Genomic DNA, 16,467 nt, shown 5'->3' with positions numbered 1-16,467 from the left:
TTGTATCCAAGTGAGGTTCACTATGTTAACGGACTGGATTAATGAAAGTAATATCAACTTAATTAATCGAGCGCAAAACTGGCATAGCGCTGTTGAATTAGCCGTACAGCCACTTATTGACCAAGGTGCGGTTGAAAGCCGCTATCTTCAGGCTATTTATGCCATGCACGAACGGATTGGACCTTATTATGTCCTGGGCGAAGGGATTGCCATGCCGCATGCCCGGCCTGAAGAAGGCGTAATTAACACCGCACTCTCTCTGGTTATTGTGAAAGAAGGCGTTGAGTTCGGCAGCGAGGATAACGACCCGGTGTATATTATTTTTGCGCTTTCAGCGGTGGACAGTAATTCACATATTGAAATGATTGCCAGTCTTTCACGTTTTTTTTGCGATGATGAGGCGGTGAAAAATTTACGTTCGGTAAGTGATAAACAACAGGTGCTGGATATCATTCGCCAATTTTAATCAAGTGAAAGGTCATGAAAAAAATAGCCATTATCGCCAGTGGCGGCGATGCTGTGGGCATAAATTCGGCCATCGCGCAAATTACCCGGCAGGCGGAATTGGAGGTTTGGGCTTTTCACGGTGGTTATGACGGCATTATTGAACAGACCCCTTTTGTTTTATCATTCGGGCAAGTTCAGGAAGCGCAGTCGTCCGGTAAGAATCTATTGCGCAGCGCGCGCAGCCAAGCGCCGCTGACCCCGCGGGGGCGTCGGGATATCAGGGAACGTTTACGTTCCCTGGGTATGGAAACCCTGGTGGTGTTCGGCGGCGGCGGGTCGTCGCAGGCGGCAAGATTATTGGATCAGGAAGGGCTGCCCACCGTGGTATTGCCCATGTCCATTGATAATGATATTGCCGGTACGGAATACACCATAGGGTTTGACAGTACGCTGGAGGTGGTCACCCGTGCCCTGGATCAGTTGCATAACACCGCGCATAACATGGAAGGACGGGTATTTTTACTGGAAGTATTCGGCGCCGGCGCAGGCCATATCGCGCTGGGCGGCGCCTTGGCGGGGGGAGCTCATGCCGTACTGCTGCCCGAATTTCCCCAGGATATCCGCTGGCTTTGCCGGCGAATCGGGGAATGCCTGGCCGAGCCCCGGGGTTATGCGCTGGTGGTCTGCGCGGAAGGTTATCCTATGGAAAATGCGCATTTTGCGGGAACGCAGGGGGTATCGATAAAAATTGGCCGGATGATTGAGCAGCACCTGGGCATCGCGATCCGCCATACGATCCTGGGATTTTGCCAGCGGGCCCCCGTGCCTTCGGTAAACGATCGGCTATTGGCAATAGCGCTTGGACAAAAAGCGGCAGATGCCATTCTCGCCAACGAGCATGGAATATTAATCGGTATCTTGCATGGACAAGCCGTCAGCTGTGGGCTGGGTAAGGCATTAAGCGGAATACGACCTCTTGATCCCTCTTTAGTTGCTGCGGCACGACATCTACATATGATCAATTAAGGAACTGTTTATGAAAAAGTTATCTATTTTGGCGGTATGCGGGGCCGGTCTGGGCAGCAGTTTTGCCTGTGAAATGAGCATCGAGGCGGCATTAAAAGATCTGGGGGTGGAAGCAGACTTATCTCATTGCGATATTTCCAGCGCCACTTCGACTCGGGCGGATATTATCGTTACCGGCGAGAACTTCCGCTCCCAATTTCAGCATTATACGATTAACGCAACTATTGTTTATTTAAAGCGATTGGTAGACAAAACAGAAATAAAAACCAAGCTGACGCCGATTCTGCAAGAATTAGGCTATTTGGCATAAAAATATTTTATTATTAATCCGTTTGCGGTGAACCCATACAGGGGATTTATATGTCTTTTCTCCATTTTATCGTCAATGACGTGCTGGGGCAGGCGTCTATATTAATAGCATTAATCGCTATGATTGGGCTGATTGCCCAGAAGAAAAGCACTGGCCAGGTCATTACCGGGACGTTAAAAACGCTGTTAGGATTTTTAGTGTTGCTGGCGGGTGCGAATATTATTGTTAACGCATTGAACTTTTTGGGTGAAGTATTTCAAAAAGGGTTCAATATGCGCGGCGTGGTGACCGATGTCGGCTCTATCGCCGGCATTGCGCAACAAACGCTCGGGCGTGAGACGGCATTAATCATGGTGTTGGCATTTATCGTGAATATCCTGATTGCGCGTTTTACCCGTTATAAATATATTTTTCTTACCGGCCAGGCATCGCTGTGGATGGCGACGGTTTGTTCGGTTATCGGTTATATGGGCGGCCTGCGGGGTACGGAACTTATCGTTATCGGCGGGGTGATTGCCGGATTGATGGCAGTCTGCATGCCCGCGCTGGCGCAGCCTATCGTACGCAAGATTACCGGCTCGGATGATTTCGCCCTGGGACATTTTTGCACCATTGGTTATATCGTCCAGGCGGGGGTGGCCAAGCTTACCGGCGATGCGAGTAAAAGCACCGAGGATCTTGAACTGCCCCAGTCGCTGTCGTTTTTGCAGGACACCTATTTGTCGATGATGGTGGTCATGCTACCCATTTACCTTATCCCCGCTATCGCCGCCGGACCGGAAGTGGTGGCCGCCCACTCGAATGGCGTTAATTATCTGGTGTTCTCATTCCTGCAATCGGTGCAGTTCGTGGTCGGGGTATATGTCCTGCTTTCCGGCGTGCGGTTGCTGCTGGCCGAGATTGTGCCGGCATTTCGCGGAATTGCCCTGCGCATCGTTCCCAACGCGGTACCGGCCCTGGATTGCCCGGTACTGTTTCCGTATGCTCCCAACGCGGTGATTATCGGTTTTATTTCCACGACTATCGGCTCGGTTATCGGGATGTTCCTGTTTCCCTGGGTGGGGCTGGCGATGATTTTGCCGGGCATGTTGACCAATTTCTTCGCCGGCGGCACCGCCGGGATCTTTAGCAATGCCGTAGGCGGCCGGCGCGGGGCGATTATCGGCGGTATTTTTCACGGACTGTTTATCACCCTGTTACCGGCCCTGCTGTTGCCGCTGCTGGGGCAATACGGTTTTGCCAATGTCACCTTCAGCGATTCGGATGTGATAAGCGTTGGCCTGGTATTCGGCCATATTCTCAACTTCTTCCATTAACCGGTTATGGAGATCCTATGGACACGACAATAGACGCTATTTTGGCCCGTGAGCTGCCGCCCAAGGAGTGTTCCCAGGCCTTGAATGAGCTGGGCAAACTGTTGGCCGGGCAAAACGATACCGACGGCGCCATCGCCTGCTGGGAAAAAAGCGTGCAATGTTATGGTAAACCCGGTTTCGCCCAGGCCCAATTGATGAAGGCCTATAACCAGAAGCGGCGTGAAAGCGCGCAGTCCGGCGACGGCAAGGCCGCGGAGCGTTATGCCGAGAAAATCGACGGCCTGATGCAACAAAGCAAGGACGCCATTCGTTACGGCTACTGAAACCAATTCTCCCCCGGATCGGGGGAGAATATGGCGTGCGAAGGGGGCGTGATATCCCCATGCCGGGGAGAATAACCAAACTATTGTTAATCAGGTTCAGGCATTAATACCGCCATCCACATTAACCCCGGTGCCGGTAATCTGCCGCGCCGCCGGCCCGGCCAGGAAAGTTACGGCGGCCGCGACGTCTTCAGCTTTGCCGTAATGGCCCAGCGCAATGTACTGGCGCTGGGTTTCGGCGCCATCGCCGTCAGCCGGGTTCATATCGCTGTCGGTCGGACCGGGATGAACCAGACTAACGGTAATGCCGCGCGGGCCCAGATCGCGGGCCAGGCCGCGCGTCAGGGACAGCAGGGCATGTCCATCCAGGCCCGCGACGGCGCCGCCAGCCGTCGCAATCTCTTTACAAAACAATTCTGTTCCCACCGAGATAAAAGATAATAAAAATAACGAATTACGGGATGCATTGTCGTTATTTACTGCTTCGGTACATAACTATAAATGATTTATATCAAGGAAAGGCCGCTTTTTTCTGCTATGCCTAAAAGAAGTAATCAGAAGCCGTTTGCTATGCGGCTTCACGTGTAAATCAGAGAGCCAGGAGAATATAGTGGTTGATTCGAGCAAGAAAGTCGCGGTTGTCACTGGGGCCGGTCAGGGCATTGGCCGGGCCATTGCGCTGCGCCTGGCTAAAGATGGCTTTGCTATCGGCAGCCTGGACTTTAACGCCGATACGGCGAAGGAGACGGTGGCATTGATTGAGGCCGCCGGCGGCAAAGCCTTGGCCGTGCCGGTGGATGTGTCGAAGCGAGAGGATGTCATCTCCGCTGTCGACCAGGTGGTGGCAAAGTTCGGCCGGCTCGATGTCATGATCAATAATGCAGGTTTAGGCCCGACGACGCCTCTTGAAGAGATTACGCCGGAAATCTACCATAAAGTTTTTGACGTTAATGTGGGCGGCGTCTATTGGGGTATCCAGGCGGCCCTTAAACACTTTAAAGCCGGAAAACCCGCTAAACCGGGCGCGATCGTCGGCAAGATAATTAATGCTTCATCCCAGGCGGGACAGGTAGGCAACCCCGATCTGGCCGTCTATGGCGCAACCAAGTTCGCCGTCCGCGGCATTACCCAAACGGCCGCCCGCGACCTGGCTAAACTCGGCGTTACCGTCAATGCCTATTGCCCGGGTATTGTGCGTACGCCAATGATGGAGAATATTGCTAAAAAAGTCGCTGATGAAAATAATCAGTCGCTGGAGTGGGGCCTGCAGCAGTGGGCGAAAACGGTCGCGCTGGGCCGGATATCCGAGCCGGAAGACGTGGCGGCCTGCGTATCCTATCTGGCGGGGCCCGACTCGGACTATATGACCGGACAAGCGCTGATTATCGATGGCGGCATGGTATTCAACTAAGGGCATGTCTGAAAATAAATAAAGGCGCGCCTGCACGCTAACAGGCGGGCGCGTTCAAGCGCGCGGCGGTTTACGTCCGGACCCCGCCGCTCTGACCCGGTCCGCAGCCAATTGGTAGAAAGCCTCACCCGATCAACTCTCCCCAATCCATTGCCTCGGGGGGCTGTCACGGCGACTAAAGCCCTTGTCCCTATCCATGCCGTTATCGGTGCACTTCCGGTATACCGCGATCGCCGGTGGTGCCCGGACGGGTTCGGGTTCCGCTATGCCAACGGCGATTGAAAACTAATTCCGGTGGGGACATTACCGCCTGGGATTAGCAGGTGGCCGCCGGGCGTCGGGAAAATATAGCTCGAAACAGGTTTGTCCCGCCGCGCTGGCGGCTTGCCAGGTCCCCTGATGCAGCAACATGATGCTGCGCACGATGGAAAGGCCCAGCCCGCTGGCCTGGATGTCCGTAGAGCGCGAGGCGTCGGCGCGGTAGAAACGCTCGAACAGGCGCTCCAGGTGTTCCGCCGCAATATCCGGACCGCGGTTGGTTACGCTCAGGGTGGTCCCGTCGGCGTCCCGCCGCGCGCCGATCGCTATCGTCGAGCCGGGGTCGGCATAATGAATGGCGTTGGCCAGCAAATTGGCCAATGCCCGGCGCAGTAAAGTGGCGTCGGCATAGACTTGCCCGGCGCCGCTGAATGCCAGCGCAATGCCGCGCTCCTGCGCCGGTCCGTCGAAATAGTCAGCAAGCGTGGCGAACTGATCCGTGATGTCCAGCCAGACGCGATCGATGGCGTGGTCGGCCTGTTCGGCCCGCGCCAGGAACAGCATATTCTCAATCATCTTCGCCAGCCGGGCCAGCTCTTCGAAATTAGAACCCAACAGCCTGGCATACTGCTCCGCCGGGCGCGGGCGGCTCAGCGCCACTTCCGTCTGGCCCATCAGGGTGGCGATGGGAGTGCGCAGGTCATGGGCCATATCCGCCGACACCTGGCTCAGTTGGGTAAAGCTGAGCTCCAGCCGGTCCAGCATCAAATTAAATGCGTCAATCAGCGTCTTGAGTTCGCTGGGCGCGGCCTCGCCGTCGATACGTACCGACAGGTTGCGAATGCCGATGCGCCCGGTCTGCGCGGCGAGGCGGCGCAGCGGCCGCAGCCCGCGGCGGGCCACCAGCCATGCCAGCAGCATAGTGAGCAGCGCAGCGCCAATCACCACCAGGGCAATCTGGTTACGATACGACGCCAGCATATGCGTGCGTTCCGTCATCAGGCGGCCGGTAATGATCTCAAGCTGATAGGGGGGGCGCGTAGTCTGCGCCTGGGCGGCGGTGTAGATAAACGGCACGTCGCCCTGGAGCCGGTGATGCACCGAATCGAGGGACAGTTTTTGCGCCGCCGGCGCGGCGCTGATATCCGGCACGGGGGATTTGCCCGGATTGACCTCGATAAGCGGCGGTTGTCCGGGAAAGCGCAACACCAGCAGCGACTCGGTATTGCCCAGCATATTGGCGAACAGCTGTGGTTTATGATGGATAAGATCGATGGCGTCTTCGTTGTGCAGCAGGGTACGGATCTGCTCGACGCGGGTTATCAGCGCCCCGTCGTCGCGCACGGTAAGCTGCCGCTCCAGCGTGCCATACATGATCCAGCCGACGGCGGCCATCACCGTCAATGTCAGCGCCGCCAGGATCAGCGATAAAAACGCCGTCAGCGAGAGGCGTTTCATGCCTGGTCATCGCAGCGATAGCCTACGCCATGGACGGTATGGATCAGGCGCTGGGAAAAGGGCTCGTCGATTTTTTGCCGCAGCCGGCGCACCGCGACGTCCACCACGTTGGTATCGCTATCGAAATTCATGTCCCAGACGCGCGAGGCGATCAGGGTGCGCGACAGCACCTGGCCGCGATGGGTTAAAAACAGATGCAGCAGATTGAATTCCTTATTGGTCAGCGTGAGCCGCACGCCGCCGCGCGCCACGCGGCGTTGCGGCACGTCCATGTGCAGATCGGCCAGCGCCAGCAGGTCGGTCCGGGGCTCGCGGGCGCCGCGCCGCAGGACGATGCGGATGCGCGCCAGCAGTTCGGCGAACGAAAAGGGTTTAACCAGATAATCTTCCGCGCCGGAAGCCAACCCCTTTAACCGATCGTCCAGCGTGCCGCGGGCGGTCAAAAACAGCACCGGCGTGGCGGCATCCCGCATGTTGAGCGCCGCCATCACCTGCCAGCCGTCCATATCCGGCAGCATCACATCAAGCAAAATCAGGTCGAACGCCAGTTCCCGGGCCAGGTGCAGCCCGGTGATGCCGTTGGTGGCCACGTCGACGACATACCCCGCCTCGGTTAAGCCGGAGCGCATATACTCCCCGGCTTTGGGTTCGTCTTCAACGATTAGAATCCTGTGCATGGGCCGGCGTCCTGTGGGTGGGGGATGCGCTATCTTAGTGCCGTTTGCGCCGCGTTTTCAATCAGCCGCGCCACTTCCTGCGGGTGGGACCGGTAGACCGAATGGCTGGCGCCTTTCACTTCCACCGTGGTGCTGCGGGCGCGTTTGGCATACATGCGCTCCAGGTCTGGGCTGATAATCCTGTCGGCCTGCGCCACCATGTACCAGCTGGGCTTGGTTTTCCACGCCGGGTCGGGAATATTGGCGGTAAATACCGAGGCGGATGTCAGTATCTGCGAGGCGGCCTCGAAGCGCGCCACGGCCGGGGGTAAATCGGCGGCGAAATCCGCCGGGAAATACTGGCGATCGATATATAAATAGCCGTCCGGGGTTTTAACAAACGGATGCGCGGTATTCGGCAGCTTTTTGCCATTGCTGGCTTCGGTTTCCCCGGTGTCCAGGGCATGGGCGGCGATATAGACCAGCGCGGCGACATGGGAATCATTGCCCGCTTCGGTAATAATGGCGCCGCCGTAGCTGTGGCCAACCAGTACCGTCGGACCATCCTGCTGGTCAAGAATGCGTTTGGTGGCCGCGACATCCTCCGGGAACGAGGTCAGCGGTTCCTGCACCAGGGTGACGTGATAGCCGTCTTTGGTCAGCCGGTCATATACCGGCTGCCAGCCGGCGCCATCCACAAAGGCGCCGTGCACCAGCACGATATTTTTAATCGGCGCGGCCAGGGCGGGGGCGGCCCCGGCGCCTAACAACAGCGTGGAGCACAACAGGGTGAGGGCGGTGCGTTTAAAGGTCATGGCGAATCCTTGGTCGGTGAGGGTCAATAAAGCTTCTTAAGCGCGTAACCCAGACTACGTGCGCGCCGCTGACGGGACCATGACCAGGTTATTACAAAAAAATGACAACGCCGGCCGGCCTTCAGGCCGATTGACGCGACCGGGCGGATAACGTAAATTCACGTATGTGAACAAACGTGGATAACGTAAAGGATGCCCTGGTGGATATTACCGCGCTGAAAAAAATCACCTTGACCGAGCAAATCATGGAGCAAATCGCCGGCCAAATAACCTCGGGTAAAATGAAACCGGGCGAAAAATTGCCGAACGAGCGGGCCATGGGCGAGATGTTCCACGTGACCCGCAGCCGGGTGCGCGAGGCGCTGCGCGCATTATCCCTGATTGGCCTGATCGATATTAAACCCGGCGACGGCAGCTACGTATGCGAACAGCGGCCCGCGCTGCCGGAAGAAACCATTACCTGGATTTTCCATAAAGAAATTCATAACCTGGACGAAGTCTACGCGGCGCGTAAACTGATTGAAGCCGAGGTCTACCTGACCGCCATCGACCATGTGACGACGGAGCAGCGGCTGCGGCTGGACGGCATTATGGCCGACTTAACCTCGGCGGCGGAGCACAGCGAGGGCGCCGTACGTTATCATCAGTTGCTCGATGATTACGATCTGCTGATGGGGCAATTCTGCGGTAATCAGATTTATAATAAGCTGATGCAGACCATCGTACTGCTGCGCAAGGAATTTTCACGCAAGCTGCTGCAATCGGCCGGCGCCATTGAACACAGCATCAAGATGCGCAAAAAAATCCACGATGCCTTTGCGCACAACGATAAGCCCCGCTTAAAAAAATCCCTGAATGCTTTTTATACGTCCTCGCGCCATTTCTACGACACCATTTTGGCTAAAGAGCAATCCTGAGATGCCGAAAGTAAAGTCAGCGGAAAGAACGTTTCGCCTGCTGGAATTGATTGCCAATAAGCGCGACGGCCTGTCCTTTTCCGATATGCAGTCGACGCTGGATATTCCGCGCAGCTCCGCCCATAGCCTGATCCAGGAGTTTTTGGATAACGACTACCTGCTCTACAATTCGGCCAATAAAAAATATTACGCCGGGGTTGCCCTGATAAAAATGGCGGCCAATTGCATCGAAAGCACCGATCTTATCCAGGAACTGAATTTACTGACCCAGCATCTTAGCCAGCGGCTGGGGAAAACCTCCCATGCGGCCATTCTTGACGGGGTCAATGTCGTTTATTTATCCAAGGCGCAGGCCAAAGACGATCTGTCGTTGATGCGCAATATCGGCATTCACCTGCCGGCGCACTGTACTTCGGTAGGCAAGGTCTTGCTCAGCCAATACCCCGATGAGGTTATCGCCCGGCTCTATGGCAATAAGCCGCTGGAGAAAATGACCGTCAATTCCATCGGCTCCCTGGCGGTGCTGCTGCGGGATGTGCAGCAGGCCAGGGACGACGGTTACGCCATCGAACAGCGGGAAGCCAATGAGCGGGCCGCCTGTATCGGCATGCCCATCGAGCAGAATGGTAAAACCATCGCCGCTTTTAGCATCACGTTTCTCGCCTATGAATGGGAAAACCTGGATGTTGAGCAGGTCTTGACGGTGATGCGCCAGGGCCGGACCATGATCGAACAACGCCTGATCCGGCTATAACGCGCGCAAGCGCCGCTTTATCAGGACAGCAGCCGGTTATCCTCGCCGATTCCGGGCGCGCCCTTGCTGCTGAAAAAACGTTCGCCATCGATGCGGATCGGACAGCGGGTAGTTAAAAACGTGCCGCCGCCGGGCCGGTCCACCGCTTGCAGCATCTGCAAGACCTTAAACCCTTCGCTGCCGGCCAGTTGCTCCCAGGTTTGTACCCTGGCGCACCAGACATCCGCCGCTTCCAACCGTTGCAGCCAATCGGCGGTGGTGCCGGATAATAAATGATCGCTTAATAACCGTTTAATCTCATCACGCTGATTGGACCACTGCTCGGGATCGGTGTAAGCCAGCAGCCCCGGGCAGCCGAGCAGTTCTCCCAGGCGGGGAATCGGCGTCATGGCGATGGCGATAAATCCGTCCGCGGTGGCATAAATGCCATAGGGGGCGGCGATATAGGCGTTGGCATTGTTCACCTGGCTGCGCCGCGGCGGTTGTTGCCCGTCATTGAGCCAGGTGGTCAGCACTTCAAACTGCACATCCAGGATCGACTCCAGTAAACTGACCTGCACCAACGATCCCTCGCCCCGGTTTATGCGGCTCAGCAGGCCGGCGAGGATACCCTGCGCCAAATGTTCGCCGGCAAACAGGTCGGCAATGGATAACCCGAACGGCAACGGCGGCTGATCGGCATTGCCGTTTAAGTGACAAAGGCCGGACAGGGCCTGTACCAGCAAATCCTGGCCAGGTTTATCGCGCCATGGGCCTTCGTCGCCGTAGCCGGTAATTTCGCCGTAGACCACCCCGGGATTGAGGGTTTTTATGCTGTCATAATCCAGCCCCAAACGCGCCGATACGCCGGGACGAAAATTGAAAATCATGACATCCGCCTGCTTTAACAGGGGCAGCAGCCGCTGCCGGTCGGCGTCGTCCTTGAGGTCGACGGCGATCCCCTGTTTATTGCGATTAATGGCGTGAAACAACGAGCTGTCGCCATCGATATCCAGATTGGAAATATAAAGGCGCCGGCATATATCCCCGCCGGCGGGGTTTTCCACTTTAATCACCGTGGCGCCAAGATCCGCCAGGCGCAGCGCCGCCGAGGGGCCGGAAAGGAACTGGCTGAAATCCAGTACGGTGATGCCTGCTAGCATTTGCATCATATTGCGTCCCCGAGATGAAAATCATCAATGATTTTGCGGTTATCTTCACCCAGACCCGGCGCCCATTTTTCCGGGCTTAACACTCGGCGGTTGAAACGGATCGGACAGCGTAGGGTGCGGATGGCTTGCGAACCCGGGCGCTGGATGTGTTGCACCATCTTTAACGCCTGGAAAGCGGGGGACTCGGATAGCCGCTGCCAGTTATAGACATCCGCGCACCAATACCCGTGTCGCTCCAGGCGGGTAAGCCAATAGGCGGTGGTTTGCGAAGCCAGATGAGCGGCCAGCAGATCCTTGATTTCATCGCGCCGGCTAAACCATTGCGCGGGGTCGGCATAGCGGGCGAGGGCGGGGCAATCGAGGATCTGCCCAAGCCCGGTGACCGAGCCCATCGCCAACGCGATATGGCCGTCGGCGGTACCATAGATGCCGTAGGGCGCGCTGAGATAAGCATGGGCATTATTGATGCGGCTGCGCCGGGGCGTCTGGCGGCCGTCGTTGAGCCAGGTCGTCAGCACCTCGAACTGCATGCTGAGCAACGATTCCAGCAGGCTGACTTCAACCAGGCCGCCGGCGCCGCTTTTGGCCCGGCGGATCAGGCAGGCCATGATGCCCTGGGCGAGATGCACGCCCGCCATGGAATCGGCCACCGAAAGGGCAAACGGCGTGGGCGGCTGATCGCCGTTGCCGTTGAGCCAGGTCAGGCCGGACAAGGCCTGCACCAGCAGATCCTGCCCCGGTTTTTTGCTCCAGGGACCCTCATTGCCATAACCGGTGACGGTGGCATACACCAGCCGGGGATTCAAGCTTTGCGCTCCGGCGTAGTCCAGGCCGATTTTGGTCATCACGCCGGGGCGGAAATTTTCGATCATGACATCCGCCTGCCGGATTAACGCCCGGACCTGCGCTAAATCCGCCGGGTTTTTCAGGTCGGCGGCAAAACTCTCTTTATTGCGGTTAATGGTGTGGAACAGCACGCTGTCGCCGTCAACCGTCAAATTGTTCAGGGCGAGTTTGCGGCTGCTGTCGCCGGTGCCCGGGCGTTCCACTTTAATCACCCGCGCCCCCAGATCGGCCAGCCGCAGCGCGGCGGAGGGACCCGCCAGAAATTGGCTGAAATCCAGTACGATAATACCTGCTAACGGTTCCATCCGATCACTCCGCCAGCGTAAGGGATAAACGGTATAATTGGTCAAGCTGGTCGATCACCCGTGCCGCCTGGCCGCCGTGCATCACATAATTGCGCACCCGTTCCCCGGCGTGGTCCTGGAAATGGAGAAAACCGGAATAACGCGGCCGTTTGGCCGAGCGGTCCAGGGTGGGCAATGTATCTTTAAAGAAATCCAGCGAACGGCGATTTACTTCATTATCCAGCCAGGCACCGCGGTGTCCGGGCTGGCCCCCATTGTCGAAATAGAGCGTTTTTTGTATCACCGGCGACGCGGTAAACATCAGATATTCCAACGCAATGTCGCGCTGCCGGCAGTGATTGGAAATAGCCAGGCCCGTGCCGCCCAGTACGGTTTTCAGCGGCTGTTGGTGATAAGACACCACATCATCGCCTTTAAGCAGATAGCGCGAATAGCCCGGCCGGGAATAATTGGAATAACCGTAGGCAAAGGGGCAATAAAAAAATTCATCTTGCGCTGACATCACCTCATGCACCTGAATCGGGTCCCAGTCAAACATCGCCGCCGGGCAATAGCCCGCCAGTTCGCGCAGATCTTCCAGGGCCTGGATGCCTATTTCTCGGCTGACGATCCGCTGCCCGTTAAACCAGTCCGGTTCCCTGGTGGCGCATAGCATCAGAAAATCCATCAGCATATTGATCGGAATACCGGCATAAGCGACATAGCCCGCGCGCGCCAGCGTTAATAACTCGTCCCAAGAGCGTGGCAGCGGTTTATCGGCGGCGGTAAAACGATCCGGCCGATAGACCGCAATCGGGGTGGCGGCGTCAATGGCCACCGCGGTTTGGAACCCGTCAAAAAGATAGCTTTCATGAGAGCCGCCCACGGAATTGGCGGCCTGATCGGCCAGATAGCCGGCCGGCAGGTAACGCTCCAGCGGCAGCAGCACGGCCTTGTCGGCGGCAAACCCCGCCCACGGATGGTCGATGACCAGTAAATCGTAAGCCTCTGCCAGCTCATCAAGCGCCCCGTCGGCGAATTCCTGTAATGAACGTTTTTCCCACTCGATCCTGACTTCGGGATGCAGCTCCGTGAAACGCTGTGCTGTAGCCACCACCGGGGTGTAACCGCGGCTATGGCTCCAGGTAATGCCTTTTAACGTCACCATGATTTTCCTTTTTGCGGATTTGATCACACATAATTGGTAGTACCAGGGTACCATTGCGACACAACAAGGTGCATTATTAAAGCAGGAAATGATTAAAGTGTGAGCGGATGCAAAATAATTAAAACGCTATAAAAATTGTATTGACGCAGTAAAAATGTAGGAATAGCTTGCATAAAAGTTCATATATGAAGATTTTAATTCATATATATGAACAAATGGGCAGCGGTTGGTAGCCAAGGACCTTGCCTGGATAATTCATTTCATGATTATAAAAACCTGATAGGGGTAGTATTATGCTGACGGGATTTACCGTGCTCCTCGTTGCCTGTCTGTTTCAAGGAAGTTTTGGTTTAGGTATGAAGAATTATAAACCATTTTCCTGGGAAGCATTCTGGGTTTTATTTTCCATTATTGGTATCCTGATTATTCCGATTGTCTGGACCGCCATAGAAGTCCCCAATTTCTATAAATATATCTTTGCTACGCCCGGGAATGTACTGGCTATTGCCGCCGCCTGCGGATTTTTGTGGGGCATCAGCGCCATTTGGTATGGTAAGGGCATCGATTCCATCGGCATGTCGCTGACGGTGGGGATTAATACCGGGGTGGGCTGTTCTCTCGGCTCGCTGATTCCGCTGTTTATCCTGGGTAATATTCCTTCGGCCAATTCGCTAACGTTACTGCTGGTGGGCATGGCCGTCATGTTGCTCGGGGTAGGGGTAATTACCAAAGCCGGCATCCTGCGCGATCGCGAATCAAAGGCCGATGCGGCAAAACCGCGTAATGACCAATTCGTCCTCGGCCTGTTTATGGCGCTGGCGTCGGGATTTGGCACCGCGGCGATGAATATCGGTTACACCTATGCCAGCAAAGCCAGCGCGCTGGCCGTGGCCGACGGCGTTAACCCCGTTAGCGCCAGCCTGATTGCCTATGTGATTGTTTTTGCCAGCGGCGGGTTTGTTTCGAATCTGGGTTATGCCATTTTCCTGTTGATCAAAAACAAGACCTATACCGATTTCGGGCGCTCCGGGTCGGCGTTCGCTTATTTCAAGGCGCTGTTAACCGGCTGTATTTGGTTCGCGGCGCTGGGGTTATATGCCAAATCAACCGCATTGCTCGGCAGTCTCGGGCCGGTCATCGGCTGGATTGCCTTCTTATCCGGCGCGCTGATTATCTGTAACGCCTGGGGCTTGAAAACCGGTGAATGGCAGGGTTACCAGCGGCCTAAACGCGTGTTGCTGTGGGGCAATGTCGTGCTGGTGCTTTCCGTGATTATCGTAGGGTATGCCAACGGCATTGCCTGAGTAAACAAGGACAAAAAAATGACTGTAGATTTTTCGGCGATTAATACCACCCCTGAAATGCCGCGGGTTAAACGCGATATCGTGATTATCGGCGCCGGCGGCATCGTTACGGATTCCCATCTGCCGGCCTATCGTGAAGCGGGCTTCAAGGTACAGGCGATTTATGATATCAACGCCGCCAAAGCGCAAGCCGTGGCGTCAGCCTGGGATATTCCCCATGCCTGCTCTACCCTGCCTGAATTAATTCAGCACGGTATCGCCCACCAGGCGGTATTTGATATCGCCGTCCCGGCGTCGGAAATCAAAAATATCCTGCCGCTATTGCCGGCCCGTTCAGGTGTGCTGATTCAAAAGCCCATGGGTGAATCCATCGAAGAGGCCAGGAAAATCCTGGCTATCTGCCAGCAAAAGCCATTGACCGCCGGGATTAATTTTCAGCTGCGCCGGGCGCCGTTTATGATCGCGGCCAAGCAGATTGTCGATAGCGGCGCGCTGGGCGATATTCACGACGTGGAAATGCGCGTGGTGTGCCATACGCCATGGAATTTATGGAGCTTCCTCAACGACAAAGAGCGCATGGAAGTGAATTACCACAGCATCCATTACATTGATGCCATCCGGTTTTTCCTCGGCGACCCGCAGGCCGTGTATTGCAAGACCATGAAACACCCCAAGATGATGGAGCTGGCGCAGACCCGTTCTTCCATCATTATGGATTACGGCGATGTGATCCGGGCCAATATCCATACCAACCATGGCCATGACTATGCCTCCGACAAACAGGAGTGTTTCTTTAAAATCGAAGGGACGCGCGGGGCGATAAAAATCCAGATCGGCGTGATTTTAAACTATCCCAACGGGTCGGTGGACAAGTTTGAATATGTGCTGGATGACGGCCTGGGATGGCGCAGCCTGGAGATTAAAGGCAGTTGGTTCCCGCAGGCGTTTATCGGCCCGATGAGCGGTTTGCAAAAGAAAATGGAAGACCCGGCATATCACTACCTCAATAGCGTGGATGACGCCTGGCGCACCATGTGCGTGGTGGAAGCCTGCTATCAATCAACGGCCAAGGCCGCGACGGACGTGCAGTATTAAGTCATCATCAACCCATGGAGACCGGCCCTATGCGACGCATTATCGACACTCATCTTCATTTATGGGATTTGGCGCGATTTTCACTTCCCTGGCTGAATAATGTGCCGCAGCTCAACCGTAGTTTTTTTTGGCCTGATTACCTTGCGGCGCAGCCGGACGATAAAAACTGGGCGATAGAGCAAGCCATTTATGTGGAAGTCGATGCCGCGCCCCGCTTGCGGCGGCAGGAAGAAGTATTGATAAACGATCTGTGCAAGGACGAAACCAACGCGCTAGCGGGCGGCATTATCGCCCTTGATTTGGCGACGGACGGCAGCGTTGAGCGCTGGGCGCATTCCGGCCCTTCTGCCGTAATCAAAGGGGTGCGCCATGTGCTGCATGTGGCCGATAGCCCGCGGGGAGCCTGTTTACAGCCCGCCTTTATCGATAACGTCCGCGCGCTGGGCGCCGGGGGATGGCTGTTTGAAGGCTGTGTGCGCTGCGAGGAGCTTTCGGACCTTGTCTTATTGGCGCGCGCTTGTCCCGAAACGCCTTTGGTGCTGAATCATATGGGCAATGTCGATGCGGATATTATCGCCGGTACCCCGCTGGCGGCCAGGCAACGGCATTATCAGACGCAGTGGCTTAACGATATTGAACAACTGGCGGCCTGTAATAATATTTGCTGTAAAGTCTCGGGTGTGAATATTGCCAATCCTGAACATGTGGAAAATATGTTCCCCGTGCTGCGTCACTGCCTGGAAGCATTTGGCGCGGATAAAGTGATGTTCGGCAGCAATTACCCGGTGTGTAATCTGAATATCGGTATAGGCGCCTGGGTAAATACCTTAATTGATTTTAGCGCCTCAAGATCGGCTTCATTCAGGGATAATTTATTTTTTAATAACGCTAAAAGAATTTATCAACTTTAACGTTTTGAGAGGGATTT

The 16,467-nt window shown here is 55.9% G+C and carries 17 protein-coding genes and 1 pseudogene; 11 read left to right on the top strand and 7 right to left on the bottom strand.

The annotated features are described in order from the left end of the window. Positions 1 to 22: 22 nt before the first annotated feature. From ACL2XP_RS24335 to ACL2XP_RS24315, 5 genes are read left to right on the top strand one after another with little or no spacing between them, the layout of a single operon-like run. Positions 23 to 466, top strand: a complete 444-nt coding sequence (locus ACL2XP_RS24335) for a PTS sugar transporter subunit IIA (protein ID WP_413735947.1) — start codon at positions 23 to 25, stop codon at positions 464 to 466. Positions 467 to 480: 14 nt separating this feature from the next. After that, positions 481 to 1,473 (top strand): 6-phosphofructokinase, encoded by a 993-nt coding sequence (locus tag ACL2XP_RS24330; RefSeq protein WP_413735946.1) that lies wholly within the window; start codon positions 481 to 483, stop codon positions 1,471 to 1,473. A gap of 10 nt (positions 1,474 to 1,483) precedes the next feature. After that, complete coding sequence (locus tag ACL2XP_RS24325) at positions 1,484 to 1,783, top strand: PTS sugar transporter subunit IIB (RefSeq protein WP_413735944.1); 300 nt, start codon at positions 1,484 to 1,486, stop codon at positions 1,781 to 1,783. A 50-nt stretch (positions 1,784 to 1,833) separates the two neighbouring features. Next, entirely contained in the window at positions 1,834 to 3,099 is a 1,266-nt protein-coding gene (locus ACL2XP_RS24320) for a PTS sugar transporter subunit IIC (protein WP_413735943.1), read from the top strand. 17 nt (positions 3,100 to 3,116) lie between these two features. Further along, positions 3,117 to 3,422, top strand: a complete 306-nt coding sequence (locus ACL2XP_RS24315) for a hypothetical protein (RefSeq protein ID WP_413735941.1) — start codon at positions 3,117 to 3,119, stop codon at positions 3,420 to 3,422. A gap of 96 nt (positions 3,423 to 3,518) precedes the next feature. On the opposite strand, the pseudogene ACL2XP_RS24310 reads toward ACL2XP_RS24315, so the two are convergent. Beyond that, positions 3,519 to 3,854, bottom strand: a pseudogene (locus ACL2XP_RS24310) (SDR family oxidoreductase); the annotation flags it as partial. 178 nt (positions 3,855 to 4,032) lie between these two features. Here ACL2XP_RS24310 and ACL2XP_RS24305 point away from each other — a divergent pair. After that, positions 4,033 to 4,833: a (S)-acetoin forming diacetyl reductase gene (locus tag ACL2XP_RS24305; protein WP_413735940.1), complete on the top strand. Its 801-nt coding sequence runs from the start codon at positions 4,033 to 4,035 to the stop codon at positions 4,831 to 4,833. A 303-nt stretch (positions 4,834 to 5,136) separates the two neighbouring features. Here ACL2XP_RS24305 and ACL2XP_RS24300 read toward each other — a convergent pair whose 3' ends face one another. The 3 genes from ACL2XP_RS24300 to ACL2XP_RS24290 are packed head-to-tail and all read right to left on the bottom strand — an operon-like array spanning position 5,137 to position 8,020. Continuing rightward, positions 5,137 to 6,549, bottom strand: coding sequence for a heavy metal sensor histidine kinase (locus ACL2XP_RS24300; RefSeq protein WP_413735939.1), 1,413 nt, complete (start codon positions 6,547 to 6,549; stop codon positions 5,137 to 5,139). After that, positions 6,546 to 7,226, bottom strand: coding sequence for a heavy metal response regulator transcription factor (locus ACL2XP_RS24295; protein WP_413735938.1), 681 nt, complete (start codon positions 7,224 to 7,226; stop codon positions 6,546 to 6,548). The genes ACL2XP_RS24300 and ACL2XP_RS24295 overlap by 4 nt, the downstream gene beginning before the upstream one ends. A gap of 29 nt (positions 7,227 to 7,255) precedes the next feature. Next, positions 7,256 to 8,020 carry an alpha/beta hydrolase gene (locus ACL2XP_RS24290; RefSeq protein ID WP_413735937.1) on the bottom strand — a complete coding sequence of 255 codons (765 nt, stop codon included), beginning with the start codon at positions 8,018 to 8,020 and terminating at the stop codon, positions 7,256 to 7,258. A gap of 176 nt (positions 8,021 to 8,196) precedes the next feature. Between ACL2XP_RS24290 and ACL2XP_RS24285 the strand changes: the two genes are divergently transcribed. Together ACL2XP_RS24285 and ACL2XP_RS24280 are read left to right on the top strand one after the other, a co-directional pair. Then, positions 8,197 to 8,937: a FadR/GntR family transcriptional regulator gene (locus tag ACL2XP_RS24285; protein ID WP_413735935.1), complete on the top strand. Its 741-nt coding sequence runs from the start codon at positions 8,197 to 8,199 to the stop codon at positions 8,935 to 8,937. A 1-nt stretch (position 8,938) separates the two neighbouring features. Further along, on the top strand, positions 8,939 to 9,691 hold the full coding sequence (locus ACL2XP_RS24280) for an IclR family transcriptional regulator (protein WP_413735934.1): 753 nt from the start codon (positions 8,939 to 8,941) through the stop codon (positions 9,689 to 9,691). A gap of 20 nt (positions 9,692 to 9,711) precedes the next feature. On the opposite strand, the gene ACL2XP_RS24275 is transcribed toward ACL2XP_RS24280, so the two are convergent. From ACL2XP_RS24275 to ACL2XP_RS24265, 3 genes are read right to left on the bottom strand one after another with little or no spacing between them, the layout of a single operon-like run. Then, positions 9,712 to 10,842 carry a CaiB/BaiF CoA transferase family protein gene (locus ACL2XP_RS24275; protein WP_413735933.1) on the bottom strand — a complete coding sequence of 377 codons (1,131 nt, stop codon included), beginning with the start codon at positions 10,840 to 10,842 and terminating at the stop codon, positions 9,712 to 9,714. Next, positions 10,839 to 11,993 (bottom strand): CaiB/BaiF CoA transferase family protein, encoded by a 1,155-nt coding sequence (locus ACL2XP_RS24270; RefSeq protein WP_413735932.1) that lies wholly within the window; start codon positions 11,991 to 11,993, stop codon positions 10,839 to 10,841. The genes ACL2XP_RS24275 and ACL2XP_RS24270 overlap by 4 nt, the downstream gene beginning before the upstream one ends. Before the next feature lie 4 nt (positions 11,994 to 11,997). Next, the gene (locus ACL2XP_RS24265) at positions 11,998 to 13,140 is read right to left on the bottom strand and encodes an ABC transporter substrate-binding protein (RefSeq protein ID WP_413735931.1); all 1,143 of its coding nucleotides are present in this window, start codon (positions 13,138 to 13,140) and stop codon (positions 11,998 to 12,000) included. 293 nt (positions 13,141 to 13,433) lie between these two features. Here ACL2XP_RS24265 and ACL2XP_RS24260 point away from each other — a divergent pair, with 293 nt between their 5' ends. The 3 genes from ACL2XP_RS24260 to ACL2XP_RS24250 are packed head-to-tail and all read left to right on the top strand — an operon-like array spanning position 13,434 to position 16,450. Then, positions 13,434 to 14,444 carry an L-rhamnose/proton symporter RhaT gene (locus ACL2XP_RS24260; RefSeq protein ID WP_413735930.1) on the top strand — a complete coding sequence of 337 codons (1,011 nt, stop codon included), beginning with the start codon at positions 13,434 to 13,436 and terminating at the stop codon, positions 14,442 to 14,444. Between the two features lie 18 nt (positions 14,445 to 14,462). Further along, on the top strand, positions 14,463 to 15,539 hold the full coding sequence (locus tag ACL2XP_RS24255; protein ID WP_413735928.1) for a Gfo/Idh/MocA family protein: 1,077 nt from the start codon (positions 14,463 to 14,465) through the stop codon (positions 15,537 to 15,539). 29 nt (positions 15,540 to 15,568) lie between these two features. Then, entirely contained in the window at positions 15,569 to 16,450 is an 882-nt protein-coding gene (locus tag ACL2XP_RS24250) for an amidohydrolase family protein (protein ID WP_413735927.1), read from the top strand. Positions 16,451 to 16,467: the final 17 nt, after the last annotated feature.

Source organism: Sodalis sp. RH21 (genome assembly GCF_047324175.1).
GTDB lineage: Bacteria > Pseudomonadota > Gammaproteobacteria > Enterobacterales > Enterobacteriaceae > Acerihabitans.
This window is presented reverse-complemented; position numbering and strand designations above follow the sequence as displayed.